The following is a 15,636-nucleotide window of genomic DNA, read 5'->3' on the forward strand; positions in this document are numbered from 1 at the left end:
ATAAAATAGAAGTATGAAAGAAAGAATGTCAGAATTAGTAGAATTGCTCAACCGATATGCCCATGAGTATTATACGGCAGACAGGCCAAGTGTATCGGATAGCGAGTATGACAGACTCTATCGTGAGTTAGCGGAGTTAGAAGAAAAGTACCCAACCGATATCCTGCCTGACAGTCCGACGCATCGGGTGGGCGGGAAGATTTTAGAAGGATTTGAAAAATATCCACACCAGTATCCTCTCTTTAGTTTGCAGGATGCTTTTTCACGTGAAGAATTACTAGCCTTTGACCAGCGGGTTCGCAAGGAATTTCCACAAGTTTCTTATCTTTGTGAACTCAAGATTGATGGGCTCTCTATTTCCCTGACCTATGAAAATGGAATCTTGGTAGCAGGAGCGACTCGGGGGGATGGTTCTGTTGGTGAAAACATTACTGAAAATCTCAAGCGAGTCAAGGATATTCCACTGACTTTGAAAGAACCGCTGGACATTACGGTTCGCGGAGAGTGCTATATGCCCAAGGCATCCTTTGATGCGGTCAATCAGCTGCGACAGGAAAATGGTGAGCCTGAGTTTGCCAATCCACGTAATGCAGCAGCGGGAACCTTGCGCCAGCTGGACACAGCAGTTGTGGCTAAGCGCAATCTAGCGACTTTCCTATACCAAGAAGCCAGTCCTACTCAGGTTGGCAGCCAAGAAGAGGTCTTAAACAAGCTGGCAGATTTGGACTTCTCAGTCAATCCTACTCATATTCTGGCGGACTCTATTGAATCAGTTTGGGAGTTTATCGAAAAGATCGCTGAGGAGCGGGATAGCCTGCCTTATGAAATTGACGGTATTGTCATCAAGGTTAATGACTTGGCGGTGCAAGAGGAGCTTGGCTTTACTGTCAAGGCACCTAAGTGGGCTATCGCCTATAAGTTTCCAGCTGAGGAAAAGGAAGCCCAGCTTCTATCTGTTGACTGGACAGTGGGTCGGACGGGAGTTGTGACTCCGACAGCTAATCTGACGCCTGTCCAGCTAGCGGGAACGACAGTTAGCCGAGCGACCTTGCACAATGTGGACTACATTGCCGAGAAGGATATTCGTCAGAAAGACACAGTTATCGTCTATAAAGCAGGAGATATTATTCCAGCTGTCTTGCGAGTGGTCGAGTCCAAGCGGGTGTCAGAAGAGGCTTTGGAAGTGCCAAGCCATTGTCCAAGCTGCGAGAGTGAGCTAGTGCACTTTGAAGACGAAGTGGCTCTGCGCTGCATTAACCCGCTCTGTCCAGCCCAGATCAAGGAGGGCTTGATTCACTTTGCTAGCCGGGATGCCATGAACATTACCGGTCTTGGTCCAGCAGTGGTAGAGAAGCTCTTTGCTCAAAATCTAGTCAAGGATGTGGCTGGAATCTATCGGCTAACGATAGAAAATTTACTAGAACTAGAGAACTTTAAGGAAAAATCAGCAAATAAGTTGTATACTGCTATTCAAGCTTCCAAGAAAAACTCAGCTGAACGCCTCTTGTTTGGCTTGGGGATTCGCCATGTGGGAAGAAAGGCCAGTCGGATTTTGCTGGAGAAATTCCATGATATTCCTAGGTTGTCTCAGGCCAGCCAAGAAGAGATTGCGGCTATCGACAGTCTTGGGACGGTGATTGCCCAAAGCCTGCATACCTATTTTGAGCAGGAAGGCTCTCAGATTCTTTTGGCGGAACTGCAGGAAGCAGGTGTGAATCTGGACTATCTGGGACAAAAGGCAGCGGCTGATGCAGCCCTATCAGGTATGACGGTTGTTTTGACTGGTAAATTACAAAAATTGACACGCAATCAAGCTAAAGAAAAATTGCAGAGTCTGGGTGCTAATGTTTCCGGATCTGTTTCTAAAAAAACGGATCTGGTAGTGGCTGGCGCAGATGCTGGCAGCAAGCTAGCCAAGGCTCAGGAGTTAGGAATTGAAATTCGGGATGAAGATTGGCTTGATAGCTTATGAGGCTGAAGTATGAAGGATAAGATTAAACGAGCACGATTGATTTATAACCCGACTTCGGGACAGGAAATTATTAAGAAAAATATTGCGGAAGTTCTGGATGTTTTGGAGGATGTGGGCTATGAAACCAGCGCCTACCAAACCACTCCAGCGCCTCTTTCTGCTCAAAAAGAAGCTGAAAGAGCAGCAAAAGCAGGATTTGATTTGATTATTGCGGCAGGCGGCGACGGTACCATCAATGAGGTAGTTAATGGCGTGGCGAATCTGGATGAACGGCCTAAATTGGCCTTTATCCCAACTGGTACAACCAACGACTATGCGCGTGCTCTGAAGATTCCCATGGGAGACCCAGTAGCGGCGGCCCGCATTATTGAAAAGAACCAGACCATTAAGATGGATATTGGCCGGGCCTATGGTAACAAGTATTTTATAAATATTGCGGCAGCTGGAACCCTAACGGAGCTGACTTACAGCGTACCTAGCGAGGTCAAATCCCGCCTAGGCTACTTTGCTTATGTCGCAGAAGGAGCAAAAAAACTCCCTCGCTCTAAGTTCCGCAAGGTTCGTATCAAGCACGACCACGGTGTCTTTGAAGGGAAGATTTCGCTTATGTTTGCGGCTCTAACCAACTCTATTGGTGGTTTTGAAAAGCTAGCGCCAGACACTAAATTAGATGACGGGAATTTTACCTTGATTTTGGTCAAGACAGCTAATCTCTTTGACATGCTGAGTCTGATGATGCAGGCCATCAATGGCGGTCAGCACGTTGGCGATATCAATGTAGAATACCTAAAAACAAGCAAGCTGCAGCTGGAAATTTTAGACAAAAAAGGTCCATTTATGCTGAATTTGGATGGAGAATACGGCGGTGATACGCCTGTTGAACTGGAAGTGCTGCACGGCCATTTGGAATTTTTTGCCAATATTGATGAAATCAGTCAGACAGCCCTTTCAATAGAATAATTTTAGATAAGAGATGAAAGAACATGCTAGACTATAAAGTCTTAGTCCATTACCACAATCCTACTGGGGATTATTTCTCCTATGATATGTGGCAGTGGCAAATAAACCAATGGGGACAGGAAGTAGCCTTTTCCAAACTTGATTATTTTGGTATTCAGGGGGAATTATCATTTCAAACCTGGGAGCCCTTAGATCACGCTCATGTAATTATCAAACGTTCAGACTGGTCTAGCCAGTCCTGTGACTATCATATTGATTTGTTACCTCCTCATCTGGTGACGGAAATTTGGCTGATTGAGGGAGATATGCAGGTTTATTATTCTTTGCAGGCTGCAACGACGAGTCACCAGTATTCACGTCGGCGTCCGCATAACTTTGATATGGCCTTGAGAACAGACTACTTTGATGAATGCTGGGGCTATCAAGGCTGGTTGGGACACCGTCAGACGGACGGCGCACATACCTTCAAAGTTTGGGCACCGACAGCTAGGAAGGTAGAGCTGGTAGTCTATGAATCGGCTGACAATCAAGCTCCTGTTTATAAAATCTTCCCAATGCAAAAAGGTGACCGATATTCCCACGACCATAAGGAAAATACCATCGGTGTCTGGTCAGTTGAAATAGCAGAAGACTTGACCGGCAAAACTTATCACTACCATGTTAGCTTTGAATACCGCAATTTTTACACTCGAGATCCCTATACCGTTGCGACCAGTCCAGATGGCAAGCGCTCAGCGATTCTTGGAGCGGATGAGACAGAAGTAGCCGGTTTTCAGGTCAGGCAGGGTAAAGAAGCCGTCTGGCGTTTGGACAATCCAAATCAGGCAGTGATTTATGAGATGCACATTCGGGATTTGACCAAGTCGGAGACTTCAGGCGTGGATAGTCAGCTGCGTGGAACCTTTCTTGGAGCCTGTCAAAAAGGAACTACCAATTATCTAGGGCGAAAGACAGGCTTTGACTATATCAGTGATCTAGGCGTTAATGTTGTCCAGCTTCAGCCTGTCTCTGATCGTCACAAGGACTATGATGAAAATGGGGAGCTAATCTACAACTGGGGCTATGACCCACAGAACTATCATGCTCCAGAGACTAGCTTTTCCAGCAATCCTGCCGACCCAGCGCAGGCCATCCGTGATTTGAAAACGATGATTCAGGCCTACCATGATGCGGGAATCTCTGTGACACTGGATGTTGTTTACAATCACATCTACTCGACCTATGATTCGGCTTTTCAGGCTATAGTACCGGATTATTACTATCGGATGAATCCTAACGGCTCTTTCCAAAATGGAACCGGAGTGGGGAGTGAGACGGCTAGCGAACATGAGATGTTCCGCAAGTTTATGATTGACTCTTTGCTGTACTGGGTGGAGGAGTTCAATGTAGATGGCTTCCGCTTCGACCTAATGGGAATTCATGACGTGGAAACGATGAATGCCATTCGTCAGGCCATGGATGAGGTGGATCCACGAATCTTGCTCTATGGAGAAGGCTGGGATATGGGAACGGGTCTGAGACCAGAAGACAAGGCTAAGAAGGACAATGCTTATCAGTTACCACGGATTGGATTTTTCAATGATACAGAGCGGGATGCGGTTAAGGGAGCCGAGGTTTACGGTGGCATCAAGGCTGGTTTTGTCAGTGGTCAGGCGACGGAGGATATCGTCGCTAAGTCTATCCTTGGCAGTAGTGAGCTAGGCAGCTATCTCAGCCCTAATCAAGTTCTTAACTACGTGGAGGCTCACGATAATTTCAACCTGCATGATTTGCTTGCGGAGCTGCATCCCGACGATGATGTTCTGACTCGCACCAAGCGGATTGAGCTGGCAACTGCTATGAATCTGCTCATGCAAGGCATGGCTTTCATGGAGCTGGGACAGGAATTTTCCCGTACCAAGCTAGTGGCGACTGGAGAAGACGGCCAAGTTCTTCCCAGTGATCGCGAAAGGGCAATGAACAGCTACAATGCGCCAGATGCAGTCAATCAGGTGAATTGGGATATTTTGCAGGACCATCAAGAGAGTATTGATTTTATCAAGAACATCATTCGCCTCAAGACAAGCTGCAAAGCCTTTTCTTATCAGACCTATGAAGATATTTATAAGCATGTCTTTGTCCAATCAGCCGAGCAGGGCAGTGGTTTGATTATCTTTGAGATTAAGGATGACAAGCATTATCAAGTCATATTTAATGCCAGCGGCCTGCCCTATTATCTGCCTAATGCAGATAAGCTGCGTCTCCTAGTTGGCAATAGCCGTCATAAGAAGCCTTTCTATGTTGAAAATCTGACGGTTTCTGTTTTTGAAGTTATTTAATGAAATATTAGCTACATGAAAAGCGTCTCTTTGTCAATTGTAGTGGGTTAATAAAAAGTCATATTCTGGAGAGGACTAAATCAGTCCTCTCCTTTTTGATATTCAAAGCGATGAGGATTCTAGTTTTAAAGTTTTCAAAGTTCCGAAATCCGAAAGCATTTCGCTCATTCCTACAGCGGTTTTACCCACTACAGAAATTATAGAGCTACTTTTTCTACCACTTACTTAGGAAATCTTACCACTTACCGAAAAGGGGTAGATTTGCTATTGTCCATTTGTTAGGATAAGGGTGCAAAGGGGAAAATACATCTTAAGGAGGATATCATGAAACCATCATTTTTGAAAAACGCTGTGGCGCTGGTAACATGTGGCTTGGTGGCTTTTGGAGCAGCGCAAGTTCGAGCTGACCAGCAAAAATTGCCGTCGGGCACGCCTTATGACCAAATCGGTCAGAAAATTGAAAATTTCCACAAGGAACACGAAAAAACCAGCGCGGGACTGGCGGCAGCAGTCTTTGATAAGGACGGCCAAACCATTTACCAAAAGAACTTTGGCTATATGGACAAGGAAAAGAAGCTGGCTGTGGACGACAACTCGGTTTTTGAGTGGGGCTCTGCCACCAAATTGACCGTCTGGCTCAGCGTCATGCAGCTCTGGGAAGAAGGAAAAATTGACCTAAAAACAGATATAAAAGAGTATTTGCCCAAGGATTTCCTGAAACACCTCAAATACGACAAGCCCATTACCATGCTGGATCTGATGAACCACCAAGCGGGTTTTGATGAAACGCCGCTGAACACAGGAACAGGCAAGAGCTTGGAAGAATTACTAAAAAGCCAGCCCGCTCAAACTTATGAGCCAGGGACGGTGACATCCTATTCCAATTACAGTACAGCTCTAGCAGGCTATATCGTGGAGCGCATCAGCGGACAGGACTTTGCGGCTTATGTCCACGAGCATATTTTCCAGCCTTTGGGCATGAACCATACCGCTCTCTTACCTGATTTGTCGGACAATACCTATGTCCGAGACAAGCGGCAGGGTGAGAAAACCTATGATACAAACGGAAATTTATATCTAGATAAATTGCTTCCCGCGGATATTTATCCAGCGGGGCAGGCGACAGGGACTTTTGCCGATTTCAAGCGGTTCGCGCAAGCTCTTTTGAGAAAGGAAAAGCTCTTTAAGCGCCCAGAAACCTGGAATGAACTGTATCAGACAACTTCTACATTCTCAGATAAAGCAGTCGTTAAGAATGCCCACGGCTTTTGGGTGACAGAGTATGAGATAGGCTCTATTTTAGGGCACGGCGGTCATTCTTTTGCCGGTTTTTCAACCATGATTTCGCTAGATTTCAAATCGGGTATTGGCATGGTTACTATGGTAAATCAGAGAGAAGAAGCCACCTATTCTTTTGGTCTACCCGATTTGGTCTTTGGTAAGAAAAAGCAAGCCCCTAGCCAGTCTCAAAAAGACTTTCAAGAGGGCATGTATCGAACTTCTCGCTCCATTCAGCAAGGCCCGACCTCTATTTCGCGCCTTGCCCCCGCTTATACCTTTTATGTGAAAGATGTGATAAAAGACGGTCATTTATTAGTCAGCAACTATTGGCTTTTGCAACAGCGCCAAGGCCGAACAGAAGTTGAAACAACCTATAATAATTTAGAAAAGCTCTCGCTTTGGGAGGTGATAAAGGATTATAGTTCTGTCGCTCTGCTGGGTCTCGCAGTTGTTTATGCTGTGCTTGTTCTTTTGTTAGCTGCTTTGGGTAAGGTGTATCGCTTGCTTTTTGGGAAAGAAAGTAAAAGAGCGACTCCAAGAAGTTGGAAAATTTGGCATTATGGCACTTGCGGACTGATTTTGGTTAGCCTAGTCAATCTAGCAGGTCTCGTCATCGTTGCCGTTTCGGGCAAGTACATGCCCGATTATCGCTGGCAAGCCATTCTCTTTGCCTTCTTAGCACTGATTTTTCTGGTCAATGCTGCGCTGCCCATCTTCCTGCGCTCAACTTTCCAAGTGAGCAAGGGTCGAAAAATCTTGACCTACTTGACCAGCAGCGCTTCACTTATCGTCGTTCTCAATATCCTCTACTGGAGCCTTTACCAATGGTGGGCACTTTAATAGAAAGGTAAGTATCATGAAAACATCATTTTTTAAACATTGCTTAACTGTGCTGACTTGCGGCTTGCTCGCTCTGGGAGCTGGTCACGCTTACGCTGACCAGCAGAAGTTGCCGTCAGGCACGCCTTACGACCAAATTGGTCAGAAAATTGAGGATTACTACAAGGAACACGAAAAAACCAGTGCGGGACTGGCGACATCTGTTTTTGACAAGGACGGACAAACCATTTACCAAAATAATTTTGGCTATGTAGACAAGGAAAAAAAGTTGGCGGTGGATGACAACTCAGTTTTCGAGTGGGGCTCTGCCACCAAGTTGACCGTCTGGGTCAGCGTCATGCAGCTTTGGGAAGAAGGCAAGATTGACCTTAAAACAGATATAAAAGAGTATCTGCCCAAGGATTTTCTCAAAGGCAAGCTCACATACGACAAGCCAATCACCATGCTGGATCTGATGAACCACCAAGCAGGCTTTGGAGACACGGGGCTTGCCAAGGGAACTAGTAAGAACTTGGGAGATACGCTCAAAAAAGTACATATCTATCAAGCCTATGAGCCGGGAACAGTGACAGCCTACTCTAACTTTGGGACGGCTCTGGCAGGATATATCGTCGAGCGGATTAGCAGACAATCTTACGCTGACTATGTGCACGAGCATATTTTTCAGCCCTTAGGTATGAAGCACACCGCTCTCTTACCCGATTTATCAGATAATCCCTATGTAGTAGAAAAACGTAAGGAAGTCAAAGGTTACACTAGAGACGGTCGGTTGATTGGCGAAGCTCCATATCTAATAGAAATGTACCCTGCTGGGCGAGCAACAGGAACCTTGGAAGATTTCAAGGCATTCGCTCAGGCACTCCTGCAAAAGAAGACACTTTTTAAGCGTTCAGAGACTTGGGACACCCTTTATACAGCAACCTCTAACTATCCTGATAGCGATCTTCCTACCAATGCTCATGGTTTTTGGAGTGACCTTTATCAAGACCAAGTTATCCTCGGGCACGGTGGTAATACAGCTGGTTTTTCATCAAGTTTGACCTTAGACTTAAAATCAGGTATCGCTGCTGTCATTTTAACGAACCAACTGGGCGAGAAAAATTATGTTGAGAAAATTCCCGAGCTGGTCTATGGGCAAAAGAAAGATGTTCCCAACAAAAAGAAAGAAGAACTCAAACCCGGCTTTTATCGTGACGCTAGTCAATTCTTTGGGCCTTTATCCATTGCGCGACTAAATATGGCGACCTTCTATATTGATAAAAATAGTGAAAATCGATTTTACTGGAGCTTGGAGAAAGTCGGTAAGCGAGAATTTATCAAGCGCCCAGTTTCTGATTACTTTAAACTATCTAACTGGGAAGTTGCCAAAGAATTCGGCAGTGTCATCCTATGGGGGTTAGCAATCTTCTATGCTCTTCTTAGTTTGGTATCTGCTTTACTGGTCAAGCTCTACCGGCTCCTTGCCAAGCGGACAAACCGCAAACCTGTGACACTTGCTTGGTCGCTCTGGCATTATCTGACTTGCGGACTTGTTTTGTCCACTGTACTCATAACCATTCTCATCGTGCAATATAATATGAACATCAGCGGCTCGCCAAATAACAGTGCTTGGCTCTATGTCATCTTTGCAATAACGGGTCTGCTGCTTCTTGCTAGTTCTGTTTTGCCAATTCTTCTGCGTTCAAAATTCCAAGTCAGCAAAGGCAGAAAAATCTTGACCTACTTGACCAGCAGCGCTTCACTTATCGTCGTTCTCAATATCCTTTATTGGGGCCTGTACCAATGGTGGGCACTTTAATAGAAAGGTAAGTATCATGAAAACATCATTTTTGAAGAGCACTGTGGCGCTGCTGACTTGCGGCTTGCTCGCTTTTGGAGTAGCGCAAGTTCGAGCCGATGAGCAAAAATTGCCGTCGGGGACATCTTACGACCAAATCGGACAGAAGATTGAGGATTATTATCAGAAAAACGAGAAAACCAGCGCAGGACTGGCAACATCTATTTTTGACAAGGACGGTCAAACCATTTACCAAAATAATTTTGGCTATGTAGACAAGGAAAAAAAGTGGGCGGTGGATGACAACTCAGTTTTCGAGTGGGGCTCTGTAACGAAATTAACCGTCTGGGTCAGCGTCATGCAGCTCTGGGAAGAGGGGAAAATTGACCTAAAAACCGACATCAAAGAGTATCTGCCCAAGGATTTTCTCAAAAGCAAGCTCAAATTTGACAAACCCATTACCATGCTTGACCTCATGAACCACCAAGCAGGCTTCGCAGATGTTGACTTGGCCAAAAATGAAGACAAAGACCTAGCCCATACGCTACAAAAGGCGCCGATTATTCAAGCCTATGAGCCGGGGACAATAACTGCTTATTCCAATTTTGGAACGGTGCTTGCTGGCTACATCGTCGAGCGGATTAGCGGACAATCTTACGCTGACTATGTGCACGAGCATATTTTTCAGCCCTTAGGTATGAAGCACACCGCTATTTTGCCCGATTTTTCGGATAATGACTATGTGGTCGAAAAACGCAAGGAAATCAAGGGCTACACCTCAGACGGTCAGCTGATTGGCGAGGCAAACAAGCCTAATCCTTACTATCCGAGCGGGCGAGCAACAGGAACTTTGAAAGACTTTAAGACCTTTGCCCAAGCACTCCTGCAAAAGAAGACACTTTTTAGGCGCGCGGAAACTTGGGACACCCTTTATACGGCGACTTCGACTTTTCCTGATAGCAAACTCCCAATCAATGCTCACGGATTTTGGAGTGACCTTTATCAAGACCGCGTTATCCTCGGTCACGGTGGTAATACGGCTGGCTTTTCATCCATATTAACTTTGGATTTCAAATCAGGTATCGCTACCGTCATTTTAACCAATCAACAATACGAAAGTAACTATCTTAAAAAAATTCCTGAGCTGATTTATGGAAACAAGGCAACTACTTCAGAGAAGATAAAAGCAGAGTTTAAACCGGGCGTTTATCGCTCAAGTCGCGTTTTCACCAATGCCTTATCAATCACGCGCATTGCTCCGCCAATAACTAACTATCTTGAGAAAAATAGTAAATTTGTCACTCAAAAATACTGGGAATTGGAGAAAAACGGCAAGCAAGAACGGCTGAAATTGCCTATCGCAGACTACCTTAAACTTTCCACATGGGATGTAGTCAAGGATTACGGCAGTCTCGTCTTGTGGTGCCTCGCTGCTTTCTATGCCCTCCTCATCCCTGTATCTGCTTTACTGGTCAAACTCTATCGGCTTCTTTTCAAGCGGAAAAATCACAAACTTACACCGATTGCTTGGTCGCTCTGGCAATACCTGACTTGCGGGTTCATTCTATCTACCATGCTCCTGCTTTACTTCTTTATCCAAAGCGTCCTGAGTCTACATTCCTCACCAAACAGCCGTGTTTGGCTTTCTATGGGCTTTGCAGCTGTGGGAGTTAGCCTCCTGGTTAGCCTTATTGCCTCATTCTTCCTGCGCTCAAAATTCCAAGTGAGCAAGGGTCGAAAAATCTTGACCTACTTGACCAGCAGTGCTTCACTTATCGTCGTTCTCAATCTCCTCTACTGGAGCCTATATCAGTGGTGGACGCTCTACTAAAAGAAAGGAAAGTTATGACCCATTCTCAAAAAATCGAAACAATGATTCAAAACGGCTCCGACCAACTCTACACCGTTTGCTATCCCAATCCTGACAAGGAAACGATTATCCTGCTGCACGGTGGACCGGGAACGCCTGATGACTTCAAGCTCTTTATCCCTAAGCTCGAAAAAGATTATCAACTGATTGTCTTTCACCAGCGGGGAACGAGGAAATCGCCCTGTCCGAGTGGCGACTACAGCATGGAGGCCTACATTGCAGACATCAACACAATCGCCGACCACTTCAATGTAGATAAATTTCACCTTTTGGGGCATTCCTGGGGTGGATTGTACGCGCAAATCTACGCCAGCAAAATCCCTGAGCGGGTTCTCAGTCTCTTTCTTTCCTCGCCGGGGACAGGCACGGGCTCTCAGTGGCAGCAAATGGAAAAGGAAATGCTGAATTACAATAAAAATCACTGCACTTTTCTTGAGTGGACGAAAATGGGAATTTATTCTCTGCTCGGCAATCTTGGTAGTTCCAAGGCTTCGCAAGCTCTCTATCGTCAGGTTACTCGCAACTACAATGCCGACTATCCAGCCTTTCGTGATGTGAAACTAGACATGAGCAATGTTTCAGTCCAAGCAGGCAATCAGACAAGAAAGGAAATTATGGCCTATCCTCTCTTGCCCCGACTAGAAGATCCTGCTTTTCCTATTACCGTGACTTTCGGTGACAATGATATTTTTGGTGCTAGCATGCACTTTGTCATCAGCCGCTATCCCAGCGCTCAGGTGTTCACCATTAAAAACAGCGGCCACTTCCCATTTCTCCACAATCCAGAAGACTACTTTGCTATCTTGCACCAGCATTTTCAACCTTAGCATGAACCTCTAAAGTTTTCCAACTTTAGAGGTTTTCACTTATCTGCAACTTATCCCTTTTTTTCGGGCTCTTTGTCAACTGTAGTGGGTTGATGAAAAGTTATAATCTGGAGAGGACTGATTTAGTCCTCTCCTTTTTGATATTCAAAGCGATGAGGATTCTAGTTTTAAAGTTTTCAAAGTTCCGAAATCCGAAAGCATTTCGCTTGATGACTTTGATGAGGTTGTTAGTAGCTTCTAGTTTTGCATTTGAGTAGGGCAGTTCCAGTGCGTTCAGGATCTTGTCCTTATCTTTCAAAAAGGTCTTAAAAACAGTTTGAAAAATAGAATTTACACAAGAAATGGTATCTTCAATGAGTCCAAAGAAATGGTCAGCCTGTTGCTCTTGAAAATGAAACAGTAAGAGTTGGTAGAGTTCATAGTGTTCTCGGAGTGCTTGAGAGTAAGAGAGAAGCTTTTCCAGAATCTCTTTGTTGGTCAAATGCAACCGAAAAGTTGGACGATAAAAGCGTTTATGACTTAGTTTTCGACTATCTTGTTGGAGCAGTTTTCAGTAGCGTTTCAGTGCCTTATATTCGTGTGATTTTCGATCAAATTGATTCATGATTTGAACACGAACACGACTCATAGCACGGCTGAGATGTTGTACAATGTGAAAACGATCCAGAACGATTTTAGCGTTTGGGAATAGTTTTCTGGCAATATCGTAGTAGGGACTAAACATGTCCATTGTAATGACTTTTACTCGACTTCTCACCTGTTGGGAATAACGAAGGAAGTGATTGCGAATCGTTGCTTGAGTCCGCCCATCTAAGATAGCTACGATTTTTCTGGAATCAAAGTCCTGTGCAATGAAGCTCATCTCTATCTGCCGATTGAAACAGTCCCTTCCCTGACTGTTTCCACATCCCAGCTCATGTATTCTGGAAGGCAGTTAAGGTCAGTCTTGAACTTGAATTCTTTCAACTTACGAATGACGGTGGAAGTAGATACAGATAAACTTTCGGCGATAGCTATCAGAGGGACTTTCTCGATTAATTTTTGGGCAATTTTCTACTTGACGATGGTTGCAATTTGGTGATTCTTCTTGACTAAGGAAGTCTCTGCGACCGCCATTTTCCTACAGATTTTACAGTGGAAACGGCGCTTTCTCAATCGAACGAGAGTCTTGTAACCTGCACACTCTAAATAGGGAATTTTTACTTCTTTCTGGAAGTCATATTTAGCCATTTGTCCTTGGCAGTGAGTGCATTTAGGAGCGGGATAATCTAGCTTAGCGATGATTTCTTTATGTGTACCAGCATCTAGAACATCCAAGATAGTGATATTCTGGTCTTTTATTCCCAATAAGTTTGTGAGAAAATTGAACTGTTCCATAAGAGTCTTTTTAATGATAGTTTCATCGCTTTTCGTTATAGGACTTATGGGACTTTTTTTCTACAACAAATAGGCTCCATCATTCCTACAGCGGTTTTACCCACTACAGAAATTATAGAGCCTGAAAAGCCTTAAGTCCATTGGACTTAAGGCTTTTGCTATCTATGGATTGGCTGTGGAACTAGAGCTGGAAGAGCTCGAGTCTTCCTGACTGCTGTCTTCGTCGCTACTGCTAGTTTGGAACTGCTCTGGATGCAGTGCACGATAGCTTGGCGAATTAAAGAGGTCCACAGTGGAGACATTGCCTCGCTTAGAGTAAAGACTGGTTGATTGGTCGCCTTTTTCCTTTTCAATAGCCAACAAGGCCTTCATTGAATTAAGATAAGAGTAATCTTTAGGGTTGACCTTGCCTAAGTCATTCCCCTTGTAGAAACGAATCAAGTCGCCGGTCTGAATAGCGTCACTCATCTTCAGCTGAGTATTGGCAGCATTGCGAATCTCATCCAGCTCCTTCTTGATGGTTTCGTCAGGATTAGTAATTTCCTCACCGGTCTGGGTGTAGTAGGTCCGTCCATTGAAGCTAGTGTATTTTGGAGTGACAAAGTTATTGCTGGAGCGGAAGGCTGTGATTTGCTGATGCTGAGATGACAGCAGGTCTTGTCCAACTTGAAGGTAGTTCTTAGAGTCAATGCCCAGTAAATGCTCCAATGTTGGCAGCATATCTACTTGACCACCGTATGTATCAATGATCTTTCCTTTGTCCATGCCAGGCACCACTACCATGTATGGCACGCGCTGCATCATGGCATTGTCGTAGTTGGACCAAGTCTCAGAAGTCTTGCCTACAAGAGGGGCCAAGTTAGGATTGCGGGTTTGGGAAATTCCAAAATGGTCTCCGTAGAGAACGATAATAGAGTTGTCATAGAGGCCGGATTCTTTGAGATAGTCAAACAAGGCTTTGACAGAAGAATCTAGATAGTTAGCAGTAGCAAAGTAACCGTTGATGGTTTCATCCTTGGTCTTAGCCAGCGGGAAGCCAATTTCGTCACCAATCAAGCTAGTCGTGTAAGGATAGTGGTTGGAAACCGTGATATACTTAGCATAGAAAGGCTGCTGCAGGTGTTCCAGATATTTGATGGAATCTTTCAACATAATCTTGTCGTTCAAACCATACTGGAAGGAGTTGGTATCGTCCTGCTTGGTAAAGTATGACGCATCGAAGAAATAGTTATAACCCCATTGCTTGTAAGCTGTATTACGGTTCCAGAAGCTTCCAGTGTTTCCGTGGAAAACAGCGGAAGTGTAGCCGCCGTTTTTGGAAAGAATAAAAGGTGCAGCTTGCTGGGTATTAGTACCACCGTAGTTAACCATAAAGGATCCTTGGTTGAGACCGAAGAGTCCAGTTTCAATCATGGTTTCAGCATCAGAAGTCTTACCAGCCTTGACCTGGTTGAAGACATTAGAGAAAGCCAGAGTCGAATTGGAGTGGTAGAGGGAATTGAGGAAAGGTGTCACCTCGTACTCTTTTCCATCTGCCTGCAGCTTATAGTCAATCAGGAACTGCTGGAAGCTTTCCAGATGGACATAGATAACATTGCGGCCTTTGGCAATCCCGTAATATTCTGGATTTGGTTCCGCATAATGGGATTGGATATATTCTGTTACTGGTTCCAAGTCTTTTTCAGAAGCTTTGGAGCGCTCACGATTGGCGGTATATGTCTGGTTAGCACTGTAACCTAGAAAGGCTGGCAAGCCCAGAGCCCGAACGACATAATAGTTGGAAAATCCACGTGACAAGAGCTCAGGCCGGTCAATTTCAGCCAAGAATAAGTTGGCAGAGAACAGCATGGCAGACAGGGAGGTCACAGCAAAGCTGGCGCGTTTATTGAAAGGCCGGTCATCCATTCGGATGTATTTCTTAAAGAATAAGAAGGCCAAAATCGGAAAATCAATCAGATAAAGAATATCCCAAGGGCGGAAGAGCTCCAGTGCTGCTTCCCCAAGTCCAGCTGAAACGCTGCTAGAAGCCAGCATAGTATTGACTGTAACAAAGTCACTGAACTCGCGGTAGTAAATGGAGTTAGATACCAGCCAAGCAAAGAGGAGCAGATAGATTCCGAAGGCTAGGCTGTAGAATAATTTGGTTCGTTTTACATAAAGTGCTAGTCCTAGCAGCAAGAGGCTGATAGGGAAAGGGTTGATAATAGCTAAAAATACTTGATAGGCACCTTGAATATCGAGGTTGAAATCAATCGTGTAGGCCCACATGGTTTTTATCCAATAGAGGACCAATAAAATCAAGACAAAACCTAGTCTCGTACTCATGAAATTGAGTAAATTCTTGGTTATTTTTTTCACAAAAAGTTACTTCCTTGTCTTATTTCCTAAAAATTTTCTCCTCTAAGTATAACATA

8 protein-coding genes and 1 pseudogene are annotated in these 15,636 nt (G+C 44.7%); 7 read left to right on the forward strand and 2 right to left on the reverse strand.

Annotated features, from left to right (window positions below; genetic code table 11):
• Positions 1-13 precede the first annotated feature (13 nt).
• The 7 genes from ligA to K1I80_RS01660 all read left to right on the forward strand — a co-directional run bounded on the left by ligA (position 14) and on the right by K1I80_RS01660 (position 11,845).
• Positions 14-1,972: an NAD-dependent DNA ligase LigA gene (gene ligA, locus K1I80_RS01630; RefSeq protein WP_223313114.1), complete on the forward strand. Its 1,959-nt coding sequence runs from the start codon at positions 14-16 to the stop codon at positions 1,970-1,972.
• Positions 1,973-1,981: 9 nt separating this feature from the next.
• Positions 1,982-2,932: a diacylglycerol kinase family lipid kinase gene (locus K1I80_RS01635; protein WP_002906169.1), complete on the forward strand. Its 951-nt coding sequence runs from the start codon at positions 1,982-1,984 to the stop codon at positions 2,930-2,932.
• A gap of 23 nt (positions 2,933-2,955) precedes the next feature.
• Positions 2,956-5,250 (forward strand): type I pullulanase, encoded by a 2,295-nt coding sequence (gene pulA / locus K1I80_RS01640; protein ID WP_223313113.1) that lies wholly within the window; start codon positions 2,956-2,958, stop codon positions 5,248-5,250.
• Between the two features lie 324 nt (positions 5,251-5,574).
• Positions 5,575-7,371, forward strand: a complete 1,797-nt coding sequence (locus K1I80_RS01645) for a serine hydrolase domain-containing protein (protein WP_223313112.1) — start codon at positions 5,575-5,577, stop codon at positions 7,369-7,371.
• Positions 7,372-7,387: 16 nt separating this feature from the next.
• A complete protein-coding gene (locus K1I80_RS01650; RefSeq protein WP_223313111.1) occupies positions 7,388-9,169 on the forward strand; it encodes a serine hydrolase domain-containing protein in 1,782 nt (593 codons plus the stop codon).
• A 16-nt stretch (positions 9,170-9,185) separates the two neighbouring features.
• The gene (locus K1I80_RS01655) at positions 9,186-10,979 is read left to right on the forward strand and encodes a serine hydrolase domain-containing protein (RefSeq protein ID WP_223313110.1); all 1,794 of its coding nucleotides are present in this window, start codon (positions 9,186-9,188) and stop codon (positions 10,977-10,979) included.
• 14 nt (positions 10,980-10,993) lie between these two features.
• A complete protein-coding gene (locus tag K1I80_RS01660; protein WP_223313109.1) occupies positions 10,994-11,845 on the forward strand; it encodes an alpha/beta fold hydrolase in 852 nt (283 codons plus the stop codon).
• A 100-nt stretch (positions 11,846-11,945) separates the two neighbouring features.
• Here K1I80_RS01660 and K1I80_RS01665 read toward each other — a convergent pair.
• Both K1I80_RS01665 and K1I80_RS01670 read right to left on the reverse strand, forming a co-directional pair.
• Positions 11,946-13,222: pseudogene (locus K1I80_RS01665) on the reverse strand (ISL3 family transposase).
• 162 nt (positions 13,223-13,384) lie between these two features.
• Entirely contained in the window at positions 13,385-15,580 is a 2,196-nt protein-coding gene (locus tag K1I80_RS01670; protein WP_002897278.1) for an LTA synthase family protein, read from the reverse strand.
• Between the last annotated feature and the right edge of the window lie 56 nt (positions 15,581-15,636).

It is taken from the genome of Streptococcus sanguinis, from assembly GCF_019929225.1.
Taxonomy (GTDB): Bacteria; Bacillota; Bacilli; order Lactobacillales; family Streptococcaceae; genus Streptococcus; species Streptococcus sanguinis_J.